Origin of the sequence: Planococcus sp. APC 3900 (genome assembly GCF_030407735.1) — a bacterium.
In the GTDB taxonomy this organism is placed as follows: domain Bacteria; phylum Bacillota; class Bacilli; order Bacillales_A; family Planococcaceae; genus Planococcus; species Planococcus notacanthi.
In genome coordinates, this window is the sequence record NZ_JASDCT010000001.1 from 152,532 (window position 1) to 178,066 (window position 25,535).

Annotated in this window: 24 protein-coding genes, 1 pseudogene and 1 other annotated feature; of the genes and pseudogenes, 10 read left to right on the forward strand and 15 right to left on the reverse strand. The window is 46.5% G+C overall.

The window, feature by feature from the left end:
* Window positions 1-21: 21 nt before the first annotated feature.
* The 4 genes from QMA04_RS00680 to QMA04_RS00695 form a co-directional block, all read right to left on the reverse strand.
* Window positions 22-852 carry an alpha/beta fold hydrolase gene (locus QMA04_RS00680; protein ID WP_483313709.1) on the reverse strand — a complete coding sequence of 277 codons (831 nt, stop codon included), beginning with the start codon at window positions 850-852 and terminating at the stop codon, window positions 22-24.
* 102 nt (window positions 853-954) lie between these two features.
* Window positions 955-1,932: a catechol 2,3-dioxygenase gene (locus QMA04_RS00685; RefSeq protein WP_290183609.1), complete on the reverse strand. Its 978-nt coding sequence runs from the start codon at window positions 1,930-1,932 to the stop codon at window positions 955-957.
* 23 nt (window positions 1,933-1,955) lie between these two features.
* On the reverse strand, window positions 1,956-3,161 hold the full coding sequence (locus QMA04_RS00690; protein WP_290183610.1) for an acyl-CoA dehydrogenase family protein: 1,206 nt from the start codon (window positions 3,159-3,161) through the stop codon (window positions 1,956-1,958).
* Between the two features lie 329 nt (window positions 3,162-3,490).
* Window positions 3,491-5,311, reverse strand: a complete 1,821-nt coding sequence (locus QMA04_RS00695) for a helix-turn-helix domain-containing protein (protein ID WP_290183611.1) — start codon at window positions 5,309-5,311, stop codon at window positions 3,491-3,493.
* 321 nt (window positions 5,312-5,632) lie between these two features.
* On the opposite strand from QMA04_RS00695, the gene QMA04_RS00700 reads away from it, so the two are divergent.
* The 5 genes from QMA04_RS00700 to QMA04_RS00720 are packed head-to-tail and all read left to right on the forward strand — an operon-like array spanning window position 5,633 to window position 9,606.
* Complete coding sequence (locus QMA04_RS00700) at window positions 5,633-6,106, forward strand: flavin reductase family protein (RefSeq protein ID WP_290183612.1); 474 nt, start codon at window positions 5,633-5,635, stop codon at window positions 6,104-6,106.
* 12 nt (window positions 6,107-6,118) lie between these two features.
* Complete coding sequence (locus QMA04_RS00705; protein WP_290183613.1) at window positions 6,119-6,910, forward strand: 2-keto-4-pentenoate hydratase; 792 nt, start codon at window positions 6,119-6,121, stop codon at window positions 6,908-6,910.
* Entirely contained in the window at window positions 6,907-7,788 is an 882-nt protein-coding gene (locus QMA04_RS00710; protein ID WP_290183614.1) for an acetaldehyde dehydrogenase (acetylating), read from the forward strand. Before QMA04_RS00705 ends, QMA04_RS00710 begins: the two co-directional genes overlap by 4 nt.
* A 12-nt stretch (window positions 7,789-7,800) precedes the next feature.
* Window positions 7,801-8,808, forward strand: a complete 1,008-nt coding sequence (gene dmpG / locus QMA04_RS00715) for a 4-hydroxy-2-oxovalerate aldolase (RefSeq protein WP_290183615.1) — start codon at window positions 7,801-7,803, stop codon at window positions 8,806-8,808.
* 15 nt (window positions 8,809-8,823) lie between these two features.
* Window positions 8,824-9,606 (forward strand): FAD synthetase family protein, encoded by a 783-nt coding sequence (locus QMA04_RS00720; RefSeq protein WP_290183616.1) that lies wholly within the window; start codon window positions 8,824-8,826, stop codon window positions 9,604-9,606.
* Between the two features lie 65 nt (window positions 9,607-9,671).
* Here QMA04_RS00720 and QMA04_RS00725 read toward each other — a convergent pair whose 3' ends face one another.
* The 4 genes from QMA04_RS00725 to QMA04_RS00740 all read right to left on the reverse strand — a co-directional run bounded on the left by QMA04_RS00725 (window position 9,672) and on the right by QMA04_RS00740 (window position 13,546).
* Window positions 9,672-10,679: a FecCD family ABC transporter permease gene (locus tag QMA04_RS00725; protein WP_290183617.1), complete on the reverse strand. Its 1,008-nt coding sequence runs from the start codon at window positions 10,677-10,679 to the stop codon at window positions 9,672-9,674.
* Window positions 10,676-11,674: a FecCD family ABC transporter permease gene (locus QMA04_RS00730; protein WP_290183618.1), complete on the reverse strand. Its 999-nt coding sequence runs from the start codon at window positions 11,672-11,674 to the stop codon at window positions 10,676-10,678. Before QMA04_RS00730 ends, QMA04_RS00725 begins: the two co-directional genes overlap by 4 nt.
* Before the next feature lie 148 nt (window positions 11,675-11,822).
* On the reverse strand, window positions 11,823-12,749 hold the full coding sequence (locus tag QMA04_RS00735) for an iron-hydroxamate ABC transporter substrate-binding protein (RefSeq protein ID WP_290183619.1): 927 nt from the start codon (window positions 12,747-12,749) through the stop codon (window positions 11,823-11,825).
* A 5-nt stretch (window positions 12,750-12,754) separates the two neighbouring features.
* Entirely contained in the window at window positions 12,755-13,546 is a 792-nt protein-coding gene (locus tag QMA04_RS00740; RefSeq protein ID WP_191714622.1) for an ABC transporter ATP-binding protein, read from the reverse strand.
* A gap of 130 nt (window positions 13,547-13,676) precedes the next feature.
* On the opposite strand from QMA04_RS00740, the gene QMA04_RS00745 reads away from it, so the two are divergent.
* Window positions 13,677-14,726, forward strand: coding sequence for an NAD(P)/FAD-dependent oxidoreductase (locus QMA04_RS00745; RefSeq protein ID WP_290183620.1), 1,050 nt, complete (start codon window positions 13,677-13,679; stop codon window positions 14,724-14,726).
* An 82-nt stretch (window positions 14,727-14,808) separates the two neighbouring features.
* Window positions 14,809-15,225: pseudogene (locus QMA04_RS00750) on the forward strand (cupin domain-containing protein); the annotation flags it as partial.
* A gap of 102 nt (window positions 15,226-15,327) precedes the next feature.
* On the opposite strand, the gene QMA04_RS00755 reads toward QMA04_RS00750, so the two are convergent.
* Both QMA04_RS00755 and QMA04_RS00760 read right to left on the reverse strand, forming a co-directional pair.
* Complete coding sequence (locus QMA04_RS00755) at window positions 15,328-16,521, reverse strand: MFS transporter (protein ID WP_191714625.1); 1,194 nt, start codon at window positions 16,519-16,521, stop codon at window positions 15,328-15,330.
* Complete coding sequence (locus QMA04_RS00760) at window positions 16,518-16,889, reverse strand: MarR family winged helix-turn-helix transcriptional regulator (RefSeq protein WP_356780697.1); 372 nt, start codon at window positions 16,887-16,889, stop codon at window positions 16,518-16,520. The genes QMA04_RS00755 and QMA04_RS00760 overlap by 4 nt, the downstream gene beginning before the upstream one ends.
* A gap of 281 nt (window positions 16,890-17,170) precedes the next feature.
* Between QMA04_RS00760 and QMA04_RS00765 the strand changes: the two genes are divergently transcribed.
* A complete protein-coding gene (locus tag QMA04_RS00765) occupies window positions 17,171-18,382 on the forward strand; it encodes an MFS transporter (protein ID WP_191714626.1) in 1,212 nt (403 codons plus the stop codon).
* Between the two features lie 112 nt (window positions 18,383-18,494).
* Here QMA04_RS00765 and QMA04_RS00770 read toward each other — a convergent pair whose 3' ends face one another.
* The 5 genes from QMA04_RS00770 to QMA04_RS00790 form a co-directional block, all read right to left on the reverse strand.
* Complete coding sequence (locus QMA04_RS00770) at window positions 18,495-18,839, reverse strand: heme oxygenase (RefSeq protein WP_290183622.1); 345 nt, start codon at window positions 18,837-18,839, stop codon at window positions 18,495-18,497.
* Between the two features lie 310 nt (window positions 18,840-19,149).
* Window positions 19,150-19,743: a histidine phosphatase family protein gene (locus QMA04_RS00775; protein ID WP_290183623.1), complete on the reverse strand. Its 594-nt coding sequence runs from the start codon at window positions 19,741-19,743 to the stop codon at window positions 19,150-19,152.
* Window positions 19,744-19,859: 116 nt separating this feature from the next.
* Entirely contained in the window at window positions 19,860-21,083 is a 1,224-nt protein-coding gene (locus QMA04_RS00780; protein WP_290183624.1) for a dicarboxylate/amino acid:cation symporter, read from the reverse strand.
* Window positions 21,084-21,296: 213 nt separating this feature from the next.
* Window positions 21,297-22,139: an aldo/keto reductase gene (locus tag QMA04_RS00785; RefSeq protein ID WP_191715068.1), complete on the reverse strand. Its 843-nt coding sequence runs from the start codon at window positions 22,137-22,139 to the stop codon at window positions 21,297-21,299.
* Window positions 22,140-22,156: 17 nt separating this feature from the next.
* Window positions 22,157-23,383: an MFS transporter gene (locus QMA04_RS00790; protein ID WP_290183625.1), complete on the reverse strand. Its 1,227-nt coding sequence runs from the start codon at window positions 23,381-23,383 to the stop codon at window positions 22,157-22,159.
* Between the two features lie 141 nt (window positions 23,384-23,524).
* Between QMA04_RS00790 and QMA04_RS00795 the strand changes: the two genes are divergently transcribed.
* Window positions 23,525-23,884 (forward strand): winged helix-turn-helix transcriptional regulator, encoded by a 360-nt coding sequence (locus QMA04_RS00795; protein WP_191714631.1) that lies wholly within the window; start codon window positions 23,525-23,527, stop codon window positions 23,882-23,884.
* Window positions 23,885-23,936: 52 nt separating this feature from the next.
* Window positions 23,937-24,191: a binding site (T-box leader), on the forward strand.
* Between the two features lie 63 nt (window positions 24,192-24,254).
* A complete protein-coding gene (locus QMA04_RS00800; protein WP_290183626.1) occupies window positions 24,255-25,472 on the forward strand; it encodes an MFS transporter in 1,218 nt (405 codons plus the stop codon).
* Window positions 25,473-25,535: the final 63 nt, after the last annotated feature.

Sequence of the window (25,535 nt, forward strand, 5' to 3'; positions counted from 1 at the left end):
TGATTGATTGGTTTGCCGCATTTATTTAATGAAACTTAAAATATGCTCCACGAACGGTTCGGTCTTCTCGATCTGCGTCCAATGACCGCATTCGTTGAAGACGTGCAGTTCGGCGTGCGGCAACATTTCGATCAGGCGGTAACTCGTTCGCTCGATCGGAATGACCTGATCATTCAGGCCGTGGAACAGCAGCGCCGGGATTTGGATGTTGCGAATGGCGTCGTCCGACAGCGCAAGTTCATCCAGTTTTTGCTGGCGCGGTTCGGGGAACATCGCTTCGAAGGACTGTTTGACATCCGGACGCATGCTCGCTTCATAGCGCAGGCGGACCAGTTCTTCGTTGTTGGCAGCTTCCTGGTTGTACGAGAACAGTTTGATCAGTTCGCGCATTTCTTCCAAGCTCGCTTCGTAGCCCCAAATCCGGTCCAGTGCTTCCGAAATCTCGTGGTGGTTGCCGACAGCCCCCATCAGGACCAGTTTTTTCACGAGGTCCGGCCGTCGGGACGCGACATGCATCGATAACGCGCCGCCCATCGAATTACCCACCAGGTAAACAGGGCCGTCCGCTACTGCTTCGATAAAGCCAATCAAATGCTCCACCCACAATTCCACCGGATAGTCGCCGTTTTCCCGTTTGTCCGTTTCGCCGAAGCCGATGATGTCGGGGGCGAAGACATGGTAGTTCTCGCTGAGTGGCGGGATGATCAACCGCCAATTGGCATAGGCGGAAACGCCGGGACCGGATCCATGAATCAGGATAATCGTTTCTTCCCCGGTTCCTTCCTCGTGGTAGTGCGTGTTGATGCCGTTAACTTCCATAAATTTTGAAGAGATGTTTGCAGTTGTTGTCATCATTATTCTCCTTTCATTCTGGGAAAGAAGCCAGAAGAACCTATTACGGGTTTCCTCCAGCCCCTATCAGCCTATCCTCGAAAATTTAGCTTCGTTTCGTTATTAGACATTTTCCACGGGTGATTTAGCACGCACCGGCGTAGCGTATTCAAAGAATTCTGCTGGCAGGTTCGAGCCGTGCCAGATGATGGCATGCTCCAGGTCGGCGCCTTTCCACTCGACAGTTTTCCATGCCGGATCAAAGATTTGATAGCCGGAATCACCGAACAATTCCACGCGGTTGCCGCCTGGTTCTAAAACATACAGGAAGTTGCCTTGGGTCACGCCGTGCTTGCCGGGGCCCGCTTCAATTTGGAATCCGCCTTCAACCAACAGGTCGGCCACATCCATCAAGTGCTGCGGATAGCCATACCAATAGCAGATATGGTGCAAGCGGCCTTTTTCGCCTAACGCATCGCCCATAATAGCCACGTCGTGCACCAGGTTGGAGACGCTCATCCAAGCCGCAATGTCCTTGTTGTCTTCATCCAGAATGCGCTCGCGCACTTTAAAGCCCAACGCTTCTTCCAGAAATTCCACGTTTTTGTTGGTTTCGCTGGCCATCAAGTTGACGTGGTCAATGCGGCGTACCGGCACGCCGCGGTTTGGACGTTTTTGAGGACGGTTCAATAGCGGTGTTTTCTGGTCTTCCGGCGCTTCGTAGTACTCGACATCCCATAGGATTTCCATCTTGTGGCCGTCAGGTGTCTTGAACTGATACGCGCGGCCATGCCCGACATCGCCGTCAATCCAGCCAATCCCGTAGCCGAGTTCTTCCAGTGCCTGGACACGGCGCTCTAACGCTTGCGGAGAGGTAGCCCGCCAGCCGATATGGCCGAGACCTGCTTCATCGCTTGCCGTAATGATCAAGGTATTGTGATAAAAATCTTCATATGCACGCATGTAGACGGAATTGCCTTCGCGTTGTGATTCTTCCATCCCCAGGATTTCCCGGAAAAATTTTACCGAACCTTCCAAGTCTGTGCTGTAAATTTCTACATGGGCTAATTGTGCAACGTCTAAAATCGGTTCTTTTGTCATTTTATTTGCCTCCTCAGATTTTTTTACCACGTTGGGTTTCCTTCAAAGCCGAAAATGGATTTTCCGTAAGCTGCTAGAGAATCTTCGTAAAGATGTGTCGGGTGGACAGCAGCTGTAATCAGGTCACGAACAAACATCTCTGTTGGATCTGTTTTATAAACGGAGTTTCCGCCGAGTGTCAGCATGACGCGCAACGCCATTTCTGCGGCGCTTTTCGCAACGTATCCCCGAATGGCGAATAGCTTCTCGCGCTCTTCTTCTTCCAAAGTAACCATGCTGTTTTTTTGGTAATACGTTAGCTTCTCAACATATTCATTCGATAACCCTTTTAGTGCACTCAACTGGATCTTCAATTCTGCCAAAACGCGCTGGCTGCTGGCTGCCTGTTTTTCATTTTGTCCCTTGTTGAAAATACGGATGCGATTTTCTGTTTTGTCCTGGAAAATCTGCATCAAGCGTTCGATTCCGCCGATTTGGATAAACTGGAAGCCCATCAAGAAGAATTGCATATAAGGGACATTCGCGATTTGATAGTCCGGATCGTAATTGTCTTCCCCAAGCCCTTCTCCGGCCATAACGCGGGCCATTTTGAACACGCGGTTCGGTTCGATGTAGACATTATCCACGAGAACGCCGTTGCTGCCTGTGCCTCGCAGCCCTAACGTATCCCAATTGTTGACGATCTCAACTTCGTCTTTGTGGACGATGAACATGCTGTATTCCGGTTCTGAACGGTCTTTTAATTTCGCGACAGCGCCGAGTGCAATCCAGTCGCTCCATAAAACGCCGCTGCAGAAGTTCCATTGTCCGGATAGGCGGTAACCTTCACCGTCATCTGTAACTTTTCCGACAGGAGCAAAGACATCGGCCATCAAGCCGCCTTGATTGAAGAGTAAATCCCGGCTTTCTTTTGGCAGGAAAGCGGGCCATGTTTCATGTATAACGAAGAAATAGCTTAACCAGGCTGCTGGCACACTATGGTAAGCGATCGTGCGAATCATTTCTCCGAATGTGAAATAATCCAGATCCTGGCCACCATATTCTTTCGGGCGCAGCAATTTATGGAATTGAGCCTCTTTGATTTTTTCGATAACCTCATCGGAAAGCTTGGCATTTTTTTCTGCTTCAGAAGCATACTTTTCAGCAATCAGTCCAATCGCTTTCGCCTTTTCGAGTAGTTCCTCCCGATTGAGCGTAGTTTGTTGAACTTCCAATTGATTGATTGACATTTCCATTCCTCCTTTTGGTAAGCGTTTTCAAAACCCGTTTGTCAGCGGTTTGGAATTAAATGAATCATAACAAACAGAAAAATCTGAAAGTAGGTATGAAAGCTATGGAAAATATAGAGGTTTTGAAACGTATTCATCTAAATGGTTTTTTAATATATAAATTAAAATTATTAAAGCCGAAAAAAACTTAATTAAATAGGTTTTTAAAGATTTTGATGAAAAATTATACTTTATTGATATAATTATATTATCAGATAATTTAGAATAAAGATGATGGTAACATAAAAAAAACCTTGCCCCGAGTGTTATCTGGGGCAAGGCTTAGGGGTTTAAATACGGATATTCCCTTTAGATTTTAGAATATTGATGGCTAAGTAAATCGAAAACACAGCCTGGGTGTCAGTCAGGTCCTGTTGAAGGATTTCACTGATTTTGGCTAGCCGGTAACGCAATCCGCTGATGGACATCGATAATTTTTTGGCAGTGTTGTTGATGCTGTTGCCATTGTCGATGTATGCGTAAAGCGTCCGGATCAAATCGAACTCAACGTCTATCGATAACAGTTTTCCGATATGCTGATCTACAAACCGGTCAATCAATACTTCGTCCTGTATTTGGAACAGGACACTTTCGATGCCTAATTGCTTAAAGTATGAAATAGTGGATTGTTCATTGGTGGAGCGCAGAGCAGCCAAGGTTTCTTTATAGAGCATAGTGATGTCCATGAAATCCTGAATCACTGTGCTGACGCCAATGCAGAAACGGTAGCTGGCAAATCGGCGCAGACAGTGTTTCAATAATTGGTCGATGAATTTCTCCTGGCTCATATTCAAATTCTCAAAGGATGGATACTCAATCAGCACAATGATCTTATCGAGCTTCTGCGAAACAATCGTATTGATATTCCGCTCATTCAAAAACAAATTGATATAACGGATCAGTTCTTCGTTAAACTCAATTTCATTTTCCTGATCTTTTTTGTTTCGATCAATCGCCAACATCCAATAGGAGGAAGAGGAATCGAAATTCAGGTAATAGGAAACTTTGTACATTTCTTCTTCCGTTAACCGGCTTTCCAAAAGATCATTCAAAAAGCTTCGTTTGATGTTTTGTTCCGTATTGATCTTGATATTTTCATTCAGCAGAATAATCGAAGAGGTCAATCCTGCTTTCTCGATAATCAGATAATCGAGGTCGTTCGGCTTCTCTTCATTTGGATATACAAATGAACAATAGCCTTTTATCTGCTGCTCGTAGAAAATAGGTGTCCGCAATAAGGAAAAATCTTTTGAATAAGGAGAGAAGGTGGTCTGCTTTGAAGCAAACTTCTGCAAATCAAGCGGTTCCTCCAGATGGCCGGCATGGACAAGGACATGGTGATTTTCATTTTCAATAAATGCCGTCAAACCCGTAGTTTCAAATAGAATATCAACAATCTTTTGGATGCCTTGCTTGGATAGCAATTCCTCGATCAATTGTTGATGGATATCGTTGGCTTTGTTCAAGTGGTCGCGTTCAGTTTTAAGTTTTTCCGTCATTTCATCGAGTTCATTGATCATGCTGGTAGCCTGATAATAATCCTGTTCACTGGAGATTTCGTCTCCCCATTTTTCAATTGGCATGCAAATACATTTGCATTGTTCATGCCCCATAGCGCGGCATTCAATCTCTTTTACTAATACTGGCTGGCCAAGAACTGTCGACAGATAGCCACTCGCATAGCCACATAACGTATGGCAGACCGGCACCTCACTTGTTGGATGCGCTTTCAAATGTTGTTCTGCTTCGAATGTATTGACCCACAGTACTTCAATAAACTCCAGTTGTTCCTTGTCGATGCGCATCTCCAGAATTTCCACTTTATCCAGATAACCGTGCAGCTTATGGAATTTTGGGCCGGCATATACGGCTTCCCAGACGTTTTCCCATTTGAATAGCTTGGATTTTTCTCCATCACCTACCCCGCAATGCCACCCGTAGCGGGTAAAAACGCCTTTCGTCCGATCTTTCCCGATGACGGCAAAGAGTTCTTTTTTCAAGGCGGTTCTGGCTTCGATCGGAATGGTGATGACCCGATCATATAATTCCGTGATAATGGTTTCTTTAGTTGAATCAAAGACATCTTTCAAGTGCAGTTCTTTAGGATTCATAGTAATTTCCCCCTCATCAGATGCAAATTCATTTACCGGGACATAGAAATAAGAATCGGAGTTTGTGGCTGGACATCAACTTCCGATTTTCAGATAAATAACTATACTAAAAAACCTTTTAAACATTTTAAACTAAAATTCAGCAAAAATTGCTATTAGTTGATTGTATTTTCAGATTTTTTTAAATGCTATTCTCAAGGTGTAAGATTTTCAATTCAGTAAATACTAAATTCTATGGAGTGTCAACACCCAGAAATAAGAAGTAAGCGGTTACAAGAATGTAGCCACGTTACCATATCACAGTATAAAGGAGAATGTAAAATGGACGATTTGTTATTCAGACAAGCAATGGGCAAATTCGCAACTGGGGTGACAGTGCTGACCACAGCTCACGAAGGGGACGTTCATGGAATGACGGCAAATGCTTTTATGTCGGTATCTCTGGATCCTAAATTAGTAGTCATTTCAGTCGGACATCGTGCACGCTTTTTGGAGAAAGTAACACAATCTCAGCGTTTTGCAGTCAATATCTTAGCCGAGGATCAGGAACTGATGTCCAAACATTTTGCTGGGAAGCCGCAAGGTGAAGTCCAGTTTGCTTCTTTGGATGGACTGCCGGTGATTGAAGGTGCGGTGGCGCAAGTAACATGTGATGTGGCTTCAGTTTATGAAGAAGGCGACCATACTTTATTCATTGGAAGAGTGACAGACATCAAATTACAGGATAAAAATCCATTGCTCTTCTTCAGCGGGCAGTATTGTGAAGTAAAAACACTAGAAGCAAATAAATTATAAGCAGGTGAGCTAATGGAAATTCAGACAATCGCACGAAAGTTGCTGGATGCAGAGCTGTTCAAACAGCCCATTGCTCCATTAACTGAAAGCGAAGCACAGATAACAGCTGATGATGCTTATCGCATCCAGCTGCATCAAATACAGCAAAAAGTAAGTGAAGGAGCCATTGTCAAAGGGCTGAAAATCGGCTTAACGAGTAAAGTGATGCAGGAAATGCTGAACGTCCACACGCCGGATTACGGATTTATTCTGGACAGCATGGTTTTTCCGGAAGCGGATAGAGTGGATCCCGAGCGATTTATCCAACCTAAAGTGGAATTTGAAATCGCATTTGTCTTCAAAAAAACCTTGAAAGGTCCGAATGTGACAGTAGAGGATGTCATTGAGGCGACGGATTACGTGGTTCCGTCCATTGAAATCATCGACAGCCGGATAGCAGATTGGCGCATTAAATTCGAAGACACCGTAGCAGACAACGGCTCGTCGGCAGGCGCAGTATTGGGTTCGCAACGAACATCCCTGTCAGAGATTGATATCGCCAACGTCGGGATGTCGGTATACAAAAACGATGACTGCATCGACACGGCAAACAGCGATGCGGTATTGGGAAATCCGTTGAACGCTGTCGTCTGGTTGGCCAATGAAGTGAGCCGCTATGACATCAGCATTCAGCCTGGCATGTTCGTCTTATCGGGAGCCTTGTCAAAAGCGCTGCCATTCACAAACGGCGACAGCTTCAAGGCGGATTTTGGTGAACTGGGCGAAGTCAGCATTTCATTTCAACCGGCAGAGGTGAAAAAATGAGTAAATTAAAAGTGGGCATCATCGGTTCCGGAAATATCGGGACGGATTTGATGTATAAAATCGAACGGTGCGACTCTTTGGAAATGAGCGTCATGGTTGGTATCGACCCGGATTCTGAAGGGCTGAAACGTGCCAAGGATGCAGGCTATACGACAATTTCCACAGGCATTGACGGACTGATGGAGCAGATCGATTTGGTGGATATCGTTTTTGATGCGACAAGTGCATATGCGCATCAGGCACATAGCGATCGGCTGACCGCAGCCGGCAAGAAAGTCATTGATTTGACGCCGGCGGCAATCGGACCATTTACCGTTCCTCCTGTGAATCTAAAAGCGAACTTTGCATCAGAAAACGTCAACATGGTGACATGCGGCGGGCAGGCAACGATTCCGATGGTTTACGCCATCAGCCGTGTAGCGCCTGTAGAATACGCTGAAATCGTGGCGACAGTTGCCAGCAAGAGTGCAGGTCCCGGAACACGGGCCAATATTGATGAGTTTACGCATACGACAGCCCGTGCCATTGAAGCGGTTGGCGGAGCAGCGAAAGGAAAAGCCATCATTATCTTAAATCCGGCAGAACCCCCAGTAATCATGCGGGATACAGTCAATGCTTTGATTAAAGATAAAGGTTTTGAAGAGGCGGAAGTTGTAGCTTCGATCGAGAAGATGGTGAAAGAGGTTCAGGAATATGTTCCCGGCTATCGCTTGCGCGGCACACCGCAATTTGATGGACAGCGGGTATCGGTCTTCTTGGAAGTGGAAGGAGCAGGGGATTTCTTCCCGGCCTATTCGGGCAACTTGGATATCATGACGGCTGCAGCTGCCAAAGTAGCCAATGAAATGGCAAGAGAGTTAATAGCGGCAAACGCGTAAGGAGAGGAACAAATGGACAAGAAATCATTTGAACTATTAGACGTAACACTCCGTGATGGAAGCCATGCGATGTCTCATGCCTTTACTCCAACACAAGTGCGTGAAACGGCCCGTGGGCTGGATGCAGCGGGCATCCGCTATTTTGAAGTATCCCATGGCGACGGGCTCGGCGGCTCGTCTTTGCAGTACGGCTTGTCTGCACATGATGAATTGAAGTTGATCGAAGCAGCGGCAGATGAATGCACACAGGCTGAGGTATCGGTCCTGCTGATTCCAGGCATCGGCGTTAAAGGCGACCTGCAGAATGCGGTCAAAGCTGGTGCGAAAATGGTCCGGGTGGCGACTCACGTCACAGAGGCGGACGTTGCGGCTCAGCATATTGCTTTAGGGCGTGAGCTGGGTTTGAAAACAGTCGGGTTCCTGATGATGGCGCATATGGCGAGTGTCGAAAAAATTGTGGAACAGGCAAAACTATTTGAAAGCTACGGCGCCGAAGTCATTTACGTAACCGATTCCGCCGGTTACATGCTTCCTCAAGATGTCACCGATCGCATTTCGGCATTAAAGCAATCCGTCGGCTGCGAAATCGGTTTCCATGGACACAACAACCTGTCGATGGCCATGGCGAATACCGTTGCGGCAGTCAAGGCGGGTGCCACTTATATCGATGGCAGCCTGCGGGCTTTGGGGGCCGGCAGCGGAAATACGCAGACGGAAGTAATGGTTGCGGTTCTGGAGCGACTCGGTTACCAAACGGGCATTGATCTCTATAAAATCATGGATGTGGCAAACGATACAGTGGCGCCGTTCATGCCACGGCCGCAGGAAATCACCGGGGCGAGCCTGGTGATGGGTTATTCCGGCGTCTACTCCAGTTTTCTGCTGCATACCAACGTTGCCGCCAAGCGCTTTGGCGTCGATGAACGCGACATTCTGGTGGAGCTGGGCCGCATGAAGGCAGTGGGCGGACAGGAAGACTTAATCTATGATGTAGCGCAAGGGCTGGCAGTAAAAAATTAAGCGGGAGGGTTTTTTATGCAAACAATTCATTTAACAAGTCAAAACATGGCACAATGGCAAAATCAATTTCAGCAGCAAGTGTTTGCAATTGGCTTTTTTGATGGTTTGCATAAAGGCCATTTATCCGTGATTGAAAGAGCGAAACAGCTGGCTGGCAAAAACGGAGTGCCGACAGCGGTCATGAGTTTTTTCCCTCATCCGAAAACGGTTATTGGAGATCCGGATAAGCCGTTTCAATATTTGATGCCGCTTGAAGAAAAGCAGGCGGTGCTTGAAGAGCTTGGTGTCGATACTTTATTCCTGGTTCATTTTGACCGTGACATTGCAGGTTTGGCGTCTGCTGATTTTGTCCAACGTTTTTTGATTGGTTTGAATGCTATCCACGTGGTTTGCGGTGTGGATTTCCATTATGGCTCCAAAGGAAGCGGCTGCACGAATACATTGCAGAAGCAGGGCGAAGGGCATTTCGGCGTATCTGTCATCGAACTGATGGAATACAATGGAGAGAAAATCAGTTCCACCCGTATTCGCCAGGCGTTGGCGAAAGGAAATATTTCGGTCCTCCAGAAATTACTGGGGAAATTCTATGCAGTCAATTGGTGTCCCAAAAACGGGCTTCTGCCATTCTACTCTTTGCCGGCGCCCGGCCGGTACGAAGTGAAGTTGCATATAAACAACGAAACCGTGGTCTGCAATGCACAAGTGTTAAATGAAAAAGAAGCCAGCTTTACACATAATTTCAACAACTGGACAAACGCTATTAAAATAGAATGGATTCGCTCAGTGGAAAGCGCGTAATTTCTGCTTCTGGGCAAATAAAAACACAGTCAGCTCCGTGAAGAGGCTGACTGTGTTTTTGTCTGTTATTTTTTCAACAGCAAGTAAATGAAATATGGAGCTCCGATCAATGCAGCCATGATGCCTGCTGGGATTCCGGAAGGCTCGAGCAGGTTTCGGCCGACGGTATCCGCCAGCAGCAGCAGCCAGCCGCCGATCAGGATGGCTAGCGGCAAGAACAGCTGATGGCGCGGACCTACGATGGATTTAGCGATATGAGGAGCCATCAGGCCAATGAAGGCGATTCCTCCGGTAACTGACACAGCGGAAGCCGCCAGCGCGACAGCTGCAAGCAACAGGACGACCCGCTCTTTCTCAATGGATACGCCGATGCCGACAGCAACAGGATCGCTGAGGCCGAGGACGTTCATTCGATTGGCTTTATACAAAGTGAACGGAATGAGCACCAGCAGCCAAGGAAGGATGGCTACAATAAATGGCCAATCGGCTCCCCAAATATTACCGGCCAGCCAATTGGCGATGAAATCGACTTTTTCCGGTTCCGCTGAAGAAATCAAGACAATCATGACTCCTGACAAGGCCATGGAAAACCCGATTCCGACAAGCACGAGGCGGATCGGCTGCAAGCCTGTGATGCGGGAGTAAGAAAAGGCATAGATCAATGCAGCGGTCGCAAGTGCTCCACAAAATGCCACAATTGGCATCAAATAGACAAAAGATCCGGCCTCTACCGGAATGAACAAGAAGAAAACTGCAATGGCGACGCCGGCACCGGAATTGATGCCGATGATTCCCGGGTCTGCCAGGTCATTTCGCGTTACGCTCTGCAAAATCGCACCCGACAAAGCCAGTGCCATCCCGGCGAGAAGCGTGATCAAAATGCGCGGCAGCCGGATGGAAAACAGAATAAATTCTTCTTTAAATGTGCCTTGGCCAAGAATAGCCGGCACCAATCGATCATAGGAGATAGGGGAGTAGCCAAGCCCCATGCTGGCAATTGCTGTCACTAAAATCAATGCCAGCAATGAATAATACGAAATTCGTTGTTTTTTACGTAAGCTTGGGTGCATCATGCGAATGCTTTGCCTCCTTTACGGACAATGATCAGGAAGAACGGCAAACCGATGATTGCAATAATCGCTGCTACCGGTGTTTCAAACGGTGCATTGATCGTCCGGCCAATCAGGTCAGCCAGCAGCATGAAAATCGCTCCTGCCACTGCCGACATCGGGATGATGAAACGGTAATCGGTCCCGACGATTGCCCGTACCACATGCGGAATCATTAAGCCGATAAACGCCATATTGCCGGCAAGCGCAACGGCAGCACCCGCAAGGAGCGTAATGACGACAAAGAGAATCGCCTTGACCTGAGCCGTTTTCTGGCCGAGGCCGATGGCGGCTTCTTCACTTAAGCTGAGGATGGTCAGCTGGCGAGACAGCAGCAGCGCAATCACCAAGGACACGGCGATAAACGGAACCACTACCTGCAGCTGGCCCCAAGAAGTGCCGATCAATCCGCCGGCTGTCCATTGGGAAACATTTTTGGAGATATTGAAATACAGGCCGATTCCTTCAGCAATCGCTGTCAGGAAGGCAGATATGGCTGCACCGGCAAGAACAATCCGGAAAGGCGAAAATCCGCCTTTTTTTGCGGCACCAATACCGAACACTAAAGCAGCACCGGCTGCAGCTCCGATAAAGCAGGCAATCATGATGCCGAAATAATTGGCAGCCGGAATGAAAGCCAACGTGAAGGCTAACGCCGCGTTAGCACCTGCGGTCAAACCGAGAAGACCCGGGTCAGCCAGCGGATTGCGGGTCATGCCCTGCATCATCGCACCAGATACAGCAAGAGCAGCGCCGACAAAGATGGCGGCAATTTCGCGCGGCAGCCGGATCTCCCGAATGACCCCAATGCCGTCACTGGAGCTAGTTGAAAATAACGCCAGCCCTACTTCTTTCAGACTGATATCCGCCGCTCCAAAAATCAAGGAAATGACCAGTGTCAGCACTAGCAGGAGCAGGCTTAAAATAAATTTAATGGGAAAGGAAACTTTAGGGCTCATTCATCATCATCTTTTCCTGAGAATAAAAGAGGAATTCTAAAATCAGAATTCCTCTTCTTTGGTATAGAAGTTTAGTTTTTGTTAGGTTTACTCCTTTTAAATCCGATTCTAAAGGAGTTGCAAACCAGATTTAACGTAAAGCAGCTGGTTACTCGCCTAAAAAGTTTTCAATGAAGAATTCCAATTGGTATTCCAATGTAATCGGGTCATTGAAGTAGAACTCTTTAGCATTGGCTTCAAAAATTTGGCCGTTTTTAGCTGCGGGTGTGTTTTTGTACAGGTCGGTTTCCTGGAATGAGTTGTCCTGTGTGCTGTCTTTGCTGAAGATGACATAGTCACCCATATATTCCGGCAAGACTTCCTGGGACAGCATATAATAACCGTCTGCTAAAGCCATTTGTTCCACTTTTGCAGGCATTTTCAATTTCATTTCCTGGTAAAGGATTTCAGTTCCGCGTCCCCAGTTGTCTCCGAATACATACAATTGCTTGTCGAAGTTCTCAATAACCGAAACGGTTGCGTCTTCACCGATTTTCGCACGGATATCTTCACCGGCTTGCTGTGAGCGTTCCTGGAAATCTGTAATCCATGCCTGTGCTTCTTTTTCTTTGTTCAACACTTTACCAATTTCCAAGTGTTGGTCCAAGTAGCCCAATTTGCCGTAAGTGAACGTGACAGTTGGTGCGATTTCTTTCAATTTGTCGATGTTGTTGATGGTTGAACCGCCAAGGATCAAGTCAGGTTCCAATTCGATGATTTTTTCAAGATCTGTATCTGCTACTTCTTCCACGTCTTTCAATTGTTCTTCAAAACGCGGGTTGTTTTTGGACCATGAATCGACGCCCACTAAAGGAACGTCCAAGGACATGACGTCACCGCCATAAGTAGAAAGAACGATGACGCGCTGTGGATCTGCAGGCACTTCAACAGGTCCGTTTTCAGATTCGTATGTAATGGTTTCAGGTGCTTTGTCAGCTTCTGCAGCGTCTGCTTCTTCAGTGGTTGACTCAGAATTGCAGGCACCCAGGATCAGCAGCAAAGTTAATAGGAAGAAAGGCAAGAATAATTTTTTCATGTCGGTTAGACTCCTCTGATTAAGTTGTAGGTTGTGCACATCGGTTTTTGTGTACGCGGATCCAAGCCGATTTCTGCATCGATCCGGAAAACTTCTTTTAATACGGGTTGTGTAATGACTTCGTGGCAATTGCCGGCTTTGACGATCTGGCCGTCTTTCATGGCGATGATATGATCGGCAAAACGTGCTGCCTGGTTCAGGTCGTGAAGCACCATGATGATGGTCCGTTCCTGTTCCCGGTTCAGTTGCTGCAGCAGTTCTAAAATCTCCAGCTGGTGAGCCATATCCAGGTAGGTCGTCGGTTCATCCAGAAAAATCATTTCCGTTTCCTGTGCCAATGCCATCGCAATCCAAACACGTTGGCGCTGACCGCCGGATAATGCGTCAACCGGGTGGTATTTAAAGAATTGCGTCCCCGTAACATCAAGTGCCCAGTTGATGATTTCGTAATCTTTCTTGGACAATCGCCCAAAGCCTTTCTGATAAGGGAAGCGGCCGTAGGAAACCAGTTCACCGACCGTCAATCCGGCGGCGCTGTCAGGTGTTTGTGGAAGGATGGCCATTTTTTTCGCCAGCGATTTCGTGTTTTCCTGGGCAATATTGCTGCCATCCAATACCACGGATCCGGATTGATGCGAGATCACCCGAGTAATCGCTTTTAACAGAGTCGATTTGCCACAGCCGTTGGAACCGATGATCGTTGTAATTTTCTTGTCCGGAATTTGGACCGTCAAATCTTTGACAATCAGCCTGTCTCCATAACTGATATTCAGCTCCTCGGTGAATAAACGCACCATTCAAAAACCTCCTTTTCAAAATTAATACTTTTTATCATTGATAATGATTATCATTTTCAGTACAATCAACACTATAAGACTAATTATTTTTATTGTCAATAAAAATATGGATGGGCAGGAGTGAAGATAGATGGGGGAAAAAGAACTTTTTGATGTAACAATTATAGGTGGGGGCCCAGCAGGATTGTATTCAGCTTTTTATAGTGGTTTACGTGAAATGAAAACGAAAATTATCGAATTTCAGCCGGAATTGGGCGGCAAAATTCATGTCTACCCGGAAAAAATGATTTGGGACGTTGGGGGACAGCCGCCGATTCAAGGAGCTAAGCTCATCGACCAATTGGTTGCACAAGGGCTGACATTCCACCCGAAAGTCGTATTGAATGAAAAAGTTGAGTCCATCGCAAAAAATGAAAAAGGCATCTTTGAAATGATCGGTTCTTCCGGTGAAGTGCATTTATCAAAAACGGTGATTGTCGCAGTCGGTGGAGGCATCCTGAATCCGCAAAAATTGCAGATTGAAGGAGCGGAGCGTTTCGAAGTGTCGAATCTGAATTACACCGTCAAATCATTGGAACGATTCAAAGACAAAACGGTCTTGATTTCAGGTGGCGGAAATTCTGCTATCGACTGGGCAAATGAGCTGGAACCGATCGCTAAGCAAGTATACGTCACCTACCGCAAGCCTGAGCTTGCAGGACATGAAGCGCAGGTTACGCAACTAATGAATGGATCTGCCATCTGCTGCCTCCATACGAATATCACGCGTTTGATCGCTTCGGATGGCCGGGATGCCATCGAGTTTGTTGAATTGACGCATCAGGAAACGAATGAAAAACAAGTTCTGCCGATTGATGAGATGATCATCAACCACGGCTACGAGCGCGACATCAGTCTGCTTGGAAACAGTCCGTTGAATATTGAAATTGCCGACGATTACTACATCGCGGGCACGCCAAGCAGCGAATCATCAGTTGAAGGCCTCTATGCAGCGGGTGACATTCTGCAGCACGAAGGCAAATTGAATCTGATTGCCGGAACATTCCAGGATGCAGCGAACGCAGTCAATAAAGCCAAGCACTACATCCAGCCGGACGCGAATAAAATCGCCATGGTGTCTTCTCATAATGAAGTGTTCAAAAAGCGCAATAAGGAATTGGTCAAGCAGTTATTGGTATAGCAAAGAACCTTTCCGGATAGTTTGAGACGGCTGAGACTGAGGTATAGAAGGCTGTGAAGATAATTCGGAGGAGGAATTGGCTATGGAACTAAAAGATTATGGAGCAGAATCGTTTGTAGTGAATATCGAAGAGGCGACCAAGCAAAATGACACTTTCCGTACTGCTATATGGACAGGCAAGAACCTGCAGGTTACCGTCATGAGCATTGAAGTGGGGGATGACATCGGCCTGGAAGTCCATGAAGGCGACCAATTTCTGCGGATTGAAGCCGGAAAAGGCTTTGTCCAAATGGGGGACAGCGAAGACAACCTGACCTTTGAAGAAAATGCTGAAGACGATTACGCCATCATGATTCCAGCAGGAAAGTGGCATAACGTCACAAACAAAGGCGATCAACCGTTAAAAATATACTCCATTTACGCGCCGCCGGAACATCCTCATGGCACCGTGCATGAGACCAAGGCGATTGCTGAGAAAGCTGAAGAAGAAGAGGAGTAACTGATCCGATAAATAAGCCGGATTATTAGCAGTGTGCAATGGTAAAATAGGATATAGAAATGGCCATCAATTCGTAAGTGAATTGATGGCCATTTTTTATTTCTAAACCAATGCCGCTGCTTCTGCACGTTCTTTTTTGCCGTGCATCAAATAATACAAGACGGCAGTTGCAAGCACCGCAAAGCCCAGGATGCCGTAAAGTGAACTGTAACCAATCAGGGGGATGACAAAGCCCAGCAAGTACGGGCCGAAGCCGAGCCCGGCATCCATTGAGATAAAGAATGTCGAAGTGGCAAGGCCCATACGGTGAGGCGGCGTCAGCTTGACCGCGACTGCTTGCGTCGTCGATTGCATATTGCCGAAGCCCAAACCAATCAAAGCACCGGCAACCAATAACCCTGTACTGCTGCTGGTGACGCTTAACAGGAAAAGTCCTGCTGCAAAAATGGCGAAAGCAGGATACATGACGAAGTTTGCGCCTTTCAGGTCCATCAGTCTTCCGGTGAACGGCCGGGAAACTAATATCGCAATGGCGTAAACAAGGAAAAAGTAGCTGGCTGCCTGCACTAAATCTTCCTCCATCGCAAAGAAGTTGATAAATGACAGAACGCTGGAATAGCAAAGGGCGATGGCCAGACAAACGAGTGCAATCGGTACAGCTTTCGGTTCGATGTAATCTGAAATCTTAAACCCTTTCGTTTCGTCAGTTGCAGGTGGCGCAACGACTGGCGGTACATAAACAAATAAAGATACGGCCAAGCTGACCACGCCGAGCGCCAAGCATACCGAAAAAATCATTTCATAGCTGCTGTACTGGCTCATCATCAACCCGATGAAGGGGCCAAAAGCCGTCGCTAAAGTCGAACTGAGGCTGAAATAACCGATCCCTTCGCCTTTTCGTCTCATTGGAATAATTTGAGCAACGATGGTTCCGGCTGCCGTGCTGGCCATTCCCAACGTCATCCCGTGAAGAAAGCGATTGAGCATGAGGAAAGGAAGTCCGAAATTCAGGAAATAGAAGAATGTAGTCAAAGTGAATAGCGCAAGGCCGATGACCAAGGTCTGTTTGCGGCCAATTTTGTCGATTGTACGGCCGATGACCAGCCTTCCCGCTAAAGCGCCCAGAATGAAAATTCCGGTAACCAGGCCGGCTTCGCTTGTTGAAGCCCCATATTCCTCAACAGCATAGACGGCGATTGTGACCATCAGTAGATAGAAGATAAGAACTAAGAAAAAATTCACTAAAGCAGTGACGATAAAGTCTTTTGTCCATAAAGGAGGATTGTTTTTATTCATTTGGAATTCTCCCTGCTGATTAAATTCATGCGTATGGTTTTCATCATCTCAATCCCTGCAAGCTGATCTTCTTCCGGGATATGAGCCAGAATTTCTTTTTCAAATTGATCGATAGTGACACGAACATCCTCGTATACTTTTTTCCCGTGGGTAGTAAGCTGCATCCGTTTTTCACGTCTGTCTTTGCCGGGGATGTGCTCTAAGTAACCTTGCTCTTCCAATCGGGTTACGGTGCGTGTCACGGTCGGTTTTTCAATCCGTTGATAATGGGCAAGCTCAACTAACGTTGCGGAGTCATTATTGGCTATATAATACAAAATTGACCATTGAGCCCGGTAGAGCCCATGCTTGCCAAGTTCGTTATTCAAATGATGTTCAAAAGGCCTGGACAGTAAAAGAAACTGATGGAAAAACTCTTGAAAAGCTTTAATGAAAAACACCTCTTTATAATGTTGATGACGTTTGTTATCAAGGGTAACCATATCAAAAGATAGAGACTGAAACAATGTTTTAAATCATAAAGAAAGTGAAAGCTTCTGTACTTTTGTTAAAAACCCTGTATAATAATTAGTTATCTTGGGTAACTAATTTACTTCTGTAATGGATAGTAATTGTCTAGAAATCATATGGAGGCAGGTGAGTAAGAAAAATGGAACAGAAAAAAGAACCATTATGGACAAAAGATTTTCTGCTTGTTTTTGGCGTGAACTTCTTATTGTTTTTAAGTTTTTATTTATTGGTAGTCATCATTCCGGTTTATGCAAAAGGGGAGTTTAATGCCTCCACCAGTATGGCCGGTTTGGCTTCCAGTATTTTTGTGGTCGGTGCATTGATGGGCCGGCTGTTCGGAGGATCAGCTATTGAACGGATAGGAAGAAAAAAACTGTTGTTTATCGGCTTGGCTGCGTTTCTCGTACTGACGCTATTGTATTTCATCATCAACAGTTTGGCCGTGCTCTTGTTTATCCGCCTCTTCCACGGTATCGCGTTTGCGCTGGCTTCTACAGCTACAGGCACGATAGCCGCTAGCCTGATTCCCAATTCCAGACGTGGGGAAGGGACGGGGTATTACGGCGTCAGCATTATCATCGCCTCTGCGATCGGACCGTTTATTGGTCTACTGATTACGGACCGTATTTCGGCAGAAGCCAATTTCATTATTTGTAGTGTGCTGGCGCTTGTCACTTTGCTTGCTGCATTGTTCATGAATATTCCGCGTCTTGTATTGACCGCTGAACAAATGAAAGAAATGAAAGGACTTAAATTGTCCAATTTTCTGGAACCAAAAGCTGTCCCAATTTCAATCATCAGTTTTGTCATGGCCTTGGGCTATTCAAGTGTACTCTCCTATCTGACCTTTTATGCCAAGGAAATAGATCTTGTCGAAGCCGCAAGCCTATTTTTTATTGTCTACGCTGTGGTGGTAATCCTGTCCAGACCGTTTACGGGCCGCTTATTTGACGTTAAAGGCGTCAATATTGTGATGTATCCGGCAATCATCGCTTATGCCATTGGCATGGTACTATTGAGCCAAGCACATAGCGGGATCATTCTGCTCCTTGCAGGCGTATTTATTGGTCTTGGATACGGTACATTGCAGTCCAGTTCTCAAGCCTTGGCGATTAAGCTATCGCCCGCACATCGAATGGGGCTGGCAACCTCCACTTTCTATATTTTTGTGGACATCGGCATCGGTTTTGGACCGTTTGCACTCGGGTTCATCACGCCGCTTGTCGGATTTAGGGGAATGTATTTATTGATAGCGGCCATGCTTGCTGCCAGCGTGGTTTTATACCATCTGCTGGTTGGCAGACAACAAAAGAACGGCTGGGAAAAAGCCGAAGGCGTCTCGGTCGAATAAAAAAAGATCAATTGAACACTGTCTCATTTTAAAAGTGAACATCAAAACAGGCACTTTCCCGATAACGGGAAAAGTGCCTGTTTTTACATTAAAGTTTAAAGCAATTCATTTCTTATGCTTGCTTTTTCGGTGTAGCTTCGATAGTAGAAGCCACTTTAGCGATGACCAATTCACTGCCAAGCATTGGAGATTCTTTTGGTGGTTCATTGGAGTTTTCTTCCGGACGCTTATGGGATTGTTTGAAAGCGTCACTTGATTTCCAAGCTTCAAAGCTCTCAAGGTTCTCCCAATACATATTGACGTTCAATTCATCGTGTTCTTCCAAGTTCTGAGTGATGGTCGCTTCAACTTTAACGAAGCCTTCCATTTCCTGCAAAGCACCTGGACGAGTGAAGTTAGGAGCCATCTTTTCTGCAAATCCTTTTTTCATTTTAATGCGGTTGGTTACGATATACATCAAGAATCTCTCCTTTGGGGTTAGGTTTTTTGTCATTCATTGATATTAACTTTACCACATTCTTCAAATCGATGTGTGTACTGCGGGTGTCATACAAGATTTTCTGTCCAATCTGATAGGTGTCCATTATAATTGTGAGAATATCGGGGAAGGGGTTTTTACATGACAAAACAAAGAGCGTCGTTCAGTTGGTTCGGCAGTGAGCGTCGCTGCCTTACTTATCCAAAATCCAAAAAAACCACGTCCGTGACAGCACGACAGTGGTTTTCTGGAAAGTAAATATAGAGGAAGCAGCTAGTAAGGCCAGTAATCAATAGCTTTCACTTTTCTGCAAATGGATGGTGCAATTATACAATGAGCAATTCCACTGGCTTTCGGCATTTTTTAAAATCGTGATGGACGTATTGTCCATGGAAGTTTCCTGGAACTTCTCCGGCATAAGTTTTTTTAACGTCAAGCCGATCAACGCTCCGTGGCTGACAATCAGTACACGCTGTCCGCTGAAATTTTCCAGTATATCTTCAATGCACGCCAGTCCGCGATCGGCTGCCTCTTCTCGGCTTTCCATCGCCAAATCAAGTTCGCGCCAATCAGCTCCCCATTTTTCCAGACGTTCTTTTTCCGTCGTGCCTTCGATTTTGCCGCCGCTTCGTTCACGCAGCCGCGTGTCAAAATGGCTGACCGGCAAATGAAGCTTTTTGCCGATGATTTCCGCTGTCTCTTTGGCGCGGGACAAATCACTGGAGATGATCAGATCCCAATCCTCTTCTCTCGAAAGCCGTTCTGCAAGCGCATCGGCTTGCTGTCTGCCGGTTTCATTCAATGGAATATCCGCCGACCCTTGCGCGATGCCTTGTATGTTCCAATCCGTGATGCCATGCCGTACCAACCCAATTGTCGTCAATAAAGCCATCTCCTTTGGTGTGTTACTTAACAGGATAGCGAAATGCGTTTGTCAGAACAAGTTGAAAGAATAATAGGCCCTAAAAAAGGCTGCCGGAAGGGCAGCGTTTTTCGGAGTCATGCAGTTTTTCGTTTCTTTTCATTTTTATCAATTACAGTGGTTCCTACCAAGTCACCGGTTACGTTCAATGCCGTACAGCCCATCCCAACCAGTGCATCGATGGCCGTCAGCAACGCGACAGCTTCCATCGGCAAGCCCAGTTGGACGAAAACAGTGGCAATCATGACAATCCCAGCTCCCGGGACGCCGGCGGTTCCAATGGAAGCCAAAGTACCGACCAGCACAACCAGCAACATCTCGGAAAGACTTAAAGGATCTCCGACGAGGTTCGCGGCGAAAACAGCTGAAACGGCAATGCGGATGGCGGCTCCGTCCATATTGATGGTTGAGCCGAGCGGCAGGCTGAAGCCGTACAGACTCTTCGACAGACGGAGATTTTTAGCGGCAGTCAACGTCAGCGGCAGCGTTCCAGAGCTGCTTTGAGTAACAAAAGCGGTCAGCATCGGTGTGCGCGCCTGCTTGAAAAATTGTCCCGGTTTGACTTTGAACAGTACCAAGATCAAGGTATACAACAAAATCTGGACGATCAAGGCAACGTAGAGGACGAGCACCATTTCACCAAGGGACAACAGTGTATCGAAGCCCTGGTTGCCGACAGTCTCTGCCATGATGGCAAAAATTCCAATCGGCACATACTGGAGAACGGCTTTTAAAACCAACAAAGTCAGTTCATTCAAGGCAGTGACGGTTTTATACAAATGATCGCCGAGACTTTCAAATTCACTGGATTGGCGCATATAGGACAGCGCGATGCCAAAAGCGAAAGCAGTGAAAATGATGCCAAGCAGATTAAGTTCCGTAAAAGCGGTGAAGATGTTGGAAGGGACGATGTTCAACAGAACACTGACAAGCCCTGGATTTTCCGGAACATCGAAAGTTTCATTGCTCTGCAGCTGCATGCCGGTTCCAGGCTGAAAGAAGCTGGCGACGGCCAAACCGACAATAATGGCAAACGCGGAACTGAGGGTATAGTAAATGAACACTTTACCGCCCATACGTCCGAGATCCCCAATCGAGGATTGGTTGATTCCGACCATCATGGTAAAAAGAATCAAAGGGATGATCAGAAAGGTCAGCAGATTCAGCAATAAGTCACCGAAGGGCGCTAACACAGCAGCCTGCTCTCCAAAGATAAGGCCGACAGCGATGCCGAGAATGAGTGCAATCGTGATTTTTAAAATTAATGAGGCATCGAGATACCGTTTCCATAAAGTTTTCATTTTCTCTCTCCTTTTCCAAGAAATAATAATTCTTATAAAATCTATCGGAATTGACTTCATTAACTTATACCAGGAGAAGGAGAGGTGTCAAAACCCCTGCTTCGCTTTCTGATAAAACGTTGCAGGTTCAATTCGGCCGTTTCAATCCGTTTTCCGATTTATCGAAGCAGCAGTAAAAGCAGGCAGCCTTGATGGAGGGCTGCCTGCTTGAGGTTAAAAATTAAAATTGTCCGGGTCTGGTCCAATACGCTTGTTTTCATTCAATGCCGAAATTCGTTCCATGTCTTCGTCTGTCAGTTCAAAATCAAAGACCTGTGAGTTTTGAATGATTCGGGCTTCTTTGATGGATTTTGGGATGGTCACCACGCCATTCTGCAGGTCCCAGCGAAGAATGACCTGTGCGACTGTTTTTTCAGTTTTCGCAGCGATCTCCACGAGCACCGGGTGATCCAGCAGCTTGCCTTGCATCAATGGGGACCAGGCTTCCAGTTGAATGTCATGAGCTTTGCAGAATGTATGCAATTCCGCTTGCGTCAGGAAAGGGTGGTACTCCACTTGATCAACCATCGGGGTGATTTCCGCATCTTTCAGCAATTCCTCTAAATGATGGATATGAAAATTGCTGACGCCGATCGCTTTAACACGATTTTCTTTATACAAGGTTTCGAGTGCGCGCCATGCTTCTTTGTATTTCCCTTCAACTGGCCAATGGATCAAATAAAGATCCAAGTAATCCAAGCCCAGATTTTTCAGGCTGGTTTCATAGGCGGCAAGGGTCGACTCGTAGCCAAGATCGGAATTCCATACTTTTGAAGTGATAAAAAGTTCTTCTCTGGTAATGCCGGCTTCCGCCAATCCTTCACGGATGCCTTGGCCAACGCCTTCTTCATTGCCATAAGCGGCAGCTGTATCGATGCTGCGGTAGCCATTGATGATCGCGGTTCGGACTGCATCGATAACTTCTCCTCCTTCGCTGACTTTGAATACACCCAGACCGAACCAGGGCATGTTAACTCCGTTATGCAAAGTGGTGGTGTCTTGTAAGGTTTTCATTATTCTCATCCTCCATAAAATTAGTTGATTGATGTTTCATGTAAATTTCGTAAAATGGTTTTGCTGCTGGTTTCTTTGTTCTCAAGATGCCGGCTCCAGCCGCTCAATAAGACCGCACCGAACACCATGAGGGCGCCAATCCATGAAGTATGGATAAGCCCTATCGAATCGGCGACAACTCCACCGACAAATGCGCCGATGGCAATTCCTGCGTTAAATGCTGAAATGTTGATGGCTGATGCAACATCCACGGCAGTTGGTACATACCGTTCTGCCAGCATCACTGCATAAACTTGAAGGCCCGGAACATTCATGAAGGCGAAGAGGCCCATGACGATGATAGTGATTAACCCTGCAATTTTGAATGGAGCAGTGAAAGCTAAAATCAATAAAATGCCGGATTGGATCAAAAACATATAAAACAGTGCTTTGATCGGGTTCTGATTGGCCAGCTTTCCGCCAATTGTATTGCCGACGGCTATGGCAATGCCGTAGGCCACTAATATGAGAGTGACAGTTCCCGCCTGAAATCCTGTCACTTCCTGCAATAATGGCGACAGATAGGTGAATACTACAAAAGTTCCTCCATAACCAAGGGCTGTAATGCTGAAAACCAGCAACAGCCTGCCGTTCGTCACCAGTTTGGCTTGATCCCGGAAAGAAGTACGGACAGCTTTTTTTAAGTCAGAAGGAATCCATATACTGTTTCCGATAAATGCAATGATGCCGATAACGACAATGGCCATAAAAGCAGCACGCCAGCCAAATTGCTGCCCAAGAAATGTACCAAAAGGAACACCGGTGACAGTAGCAACAGTCAAACCCGTAAACATAATCGCAATAGCACTGGCCCGCTTGTTATCAGGAACCAAATCTGCGGCGATAGTAGCACCGATAGCCATAAATACCCCATGGGCAAGAGCTGAAACTACCCTTGCTATCAATAATACGCTTACGGTAGTGGCAGTCGCTGCAAGTACATTGCCGATGATAAAGACCACCATAATCCATAGCAGCAAGGATTTTCTGGACATATTGGCAGTAACTGAAGTCAAGACAGGAGCACCGAACATTACGCCTAAGGCATACAGAGATACCGTCAGTCCGGCTGTCGTTACACTGATGGTTAAATCCTCCGCGATCATCGGCAACAGGCCGACACTGATGAATTCGGTGGTGCCGATGGCAAAGGCGCTGAGTGCCAGCGCCAATAAGGCTAAGTTGCTTCTTTTTTTATCTAGAGACATATTTTTCTCCTCCAACTAGTTTTTCTATCGATCAATTCCAATCGATAAATGTTAGTATGTGTTATGGAGTAAATTAAGGGAAGTACGCACTTTAAAGTGCTGTAGGTACTTTTTAGTACCTATAGAAAGGGGAGAAGGCCGTTGGACAAGAAATACAATATATCCGTAGAAGCGACACTGGAGGTCATCGGCGGGAAGTGGAAAACCGTCATTCTTTGCCATTTGATGCGCGGCAAAAAGCGGACCAGTGAATTAAAACGGCTCATGCCTGACATCACCCAAAAAATGCTGACCCAGCAATTGCGCGAATTGGAAGCAGACGGTGTCATCAACCGCATTGTCTATAACCAGGTCCCGCCAAAAGTGGAGTATGAGCTCAGTGAATACGGCATCAGTCTGGAAGGTATCCTAAATTCCCTTTGTTCTTGGGGAGATATGCACCTCACGAAAGTCTATGGAGACAAATCTGCAGTGTTGCAGGAAGGCATTTTGAACGAATAAACACTAAAATAATATGTACAAGCATTGGGGAAAAATGCTAGGATATAAAAAACAAAATGCCTTGAAGAGAAGAGTAGATTAATCCATTCTTTCCAGAGAGTTCCGGCAGCTGAAAAGGAACAGGTATGGCTGATTGAAGCAAAACTCTGAGCAGCACATCGGAACCGGACTAAGGGGATGGTGTGACAGGAGCTCCTGTTATCGAGCTGAAGTATACGCAGGTACCTCTGCCGTACTTGATGAGTTCGATATGGTGACATGTCGAAACAACTGGAGTGGCACCGCGAAACCGATTCTCGCCTCCAAGACAATGGTCTTGGAGGTGGGATTTTTTTATTTTCCAAATAAAAAGGGGAGCGGGGAATGAAGGATGAAAAACTGGAGAGCGCCAGTGATTATGCTGATGGCCATTGGAATAGCGAATATCGGGGCTTGGATTTACCTGATTGCCATGAACCTGCTGGTGCTGGAGATGACAGGAGGATCGGCCTTGGCGGTAGCTGGCCTTTACTTGATGCACCCGGCAGCGGCATTGCTGACAAATTTATGGGGAGGAACGTTAATCGATCGAATGAACAAAAGATCGATTCTCGTGGCTCTTGATGTTTTGCGGGCCGTGTTAATCGGTGCATTGCCTTTTTTTACATCACTGCCTGCAATTTACTTGATGGTTTTTCTGATTGGAATGGGAAGCTCAATCTTTCAGCCGGCTTCAACGACTTATATCACGATGCTCTTGGACCCGTCACAACGAAAAAGGTTCAATTCTTTCAGAAGCCTGATGGATTCAGGCGCTTTTCTGGTGGGACCCGCTGCAGCCGGGCTGCTGTTCCTGATTGGAACACCAAGCTTTGCCCTCTATATCAATGCGGCCGCCTTGTTGATTTCAGCGCTGCTTACCTTGTTGCTGCCGAATCTGGAGAAAGGACAGCCTGTCAAAGAATCTTTTTCCATCCGTTTACTGCTCGCGGACTGGCAAATCGTCAAGGAGTTTAGCCGTCAGAACCTTAGCGTTATGGCAGTATATCTTGTTTTCAGCAGTTTTCTCGTGATGACAGCAGCACTGGATTCGTTGGAAGCTGCTTTTTCCATTACCGTTTTGGGGCTATCCGAACAGCAATACGGACTGTTGGTCAGCTTGGCCGGGCTTGGCATCATTGCCGGTTCAATCATCGTTTGGATAGGAGCAAATCAATTCTCAGCCGCTTTTCTGATGGCCAGCGGTGCTGTGCTTACTGCAGTGGGCTACTTGCTTTATGCCGTTTCCAGCAGTTTTGAAGGAGCAGCATCTGGATTCCTGGTTCTGGCATTTTTCTTGGCTTTCGCCAATACCGGATTCCAGACGTATATTCAGGACAATATCCCGGTTTCCGTAATGGGCAGAGTCATCAGTGTGTACGGCTTGCTGGAGGCAGTATTTCTGATTGTCCTGACTGTGCTTGCGGGAGCGGCGGCGGAGCTTTTTTCCATACGGCCCGTGATCATTTGCGGATCTGTCGGCATGCTGTTCATTGGTGCGCTGGTTGTTTATATATTATTGGACAAAGGAAGAACACAACTCGGACATCTGGGTGAAGCTAATAGATAGCAGATTTCAGAGAGGGTGAGTGGACTGTACTCTGCTTTGGGGTAGTGTGAGGTGTCTAAAGAA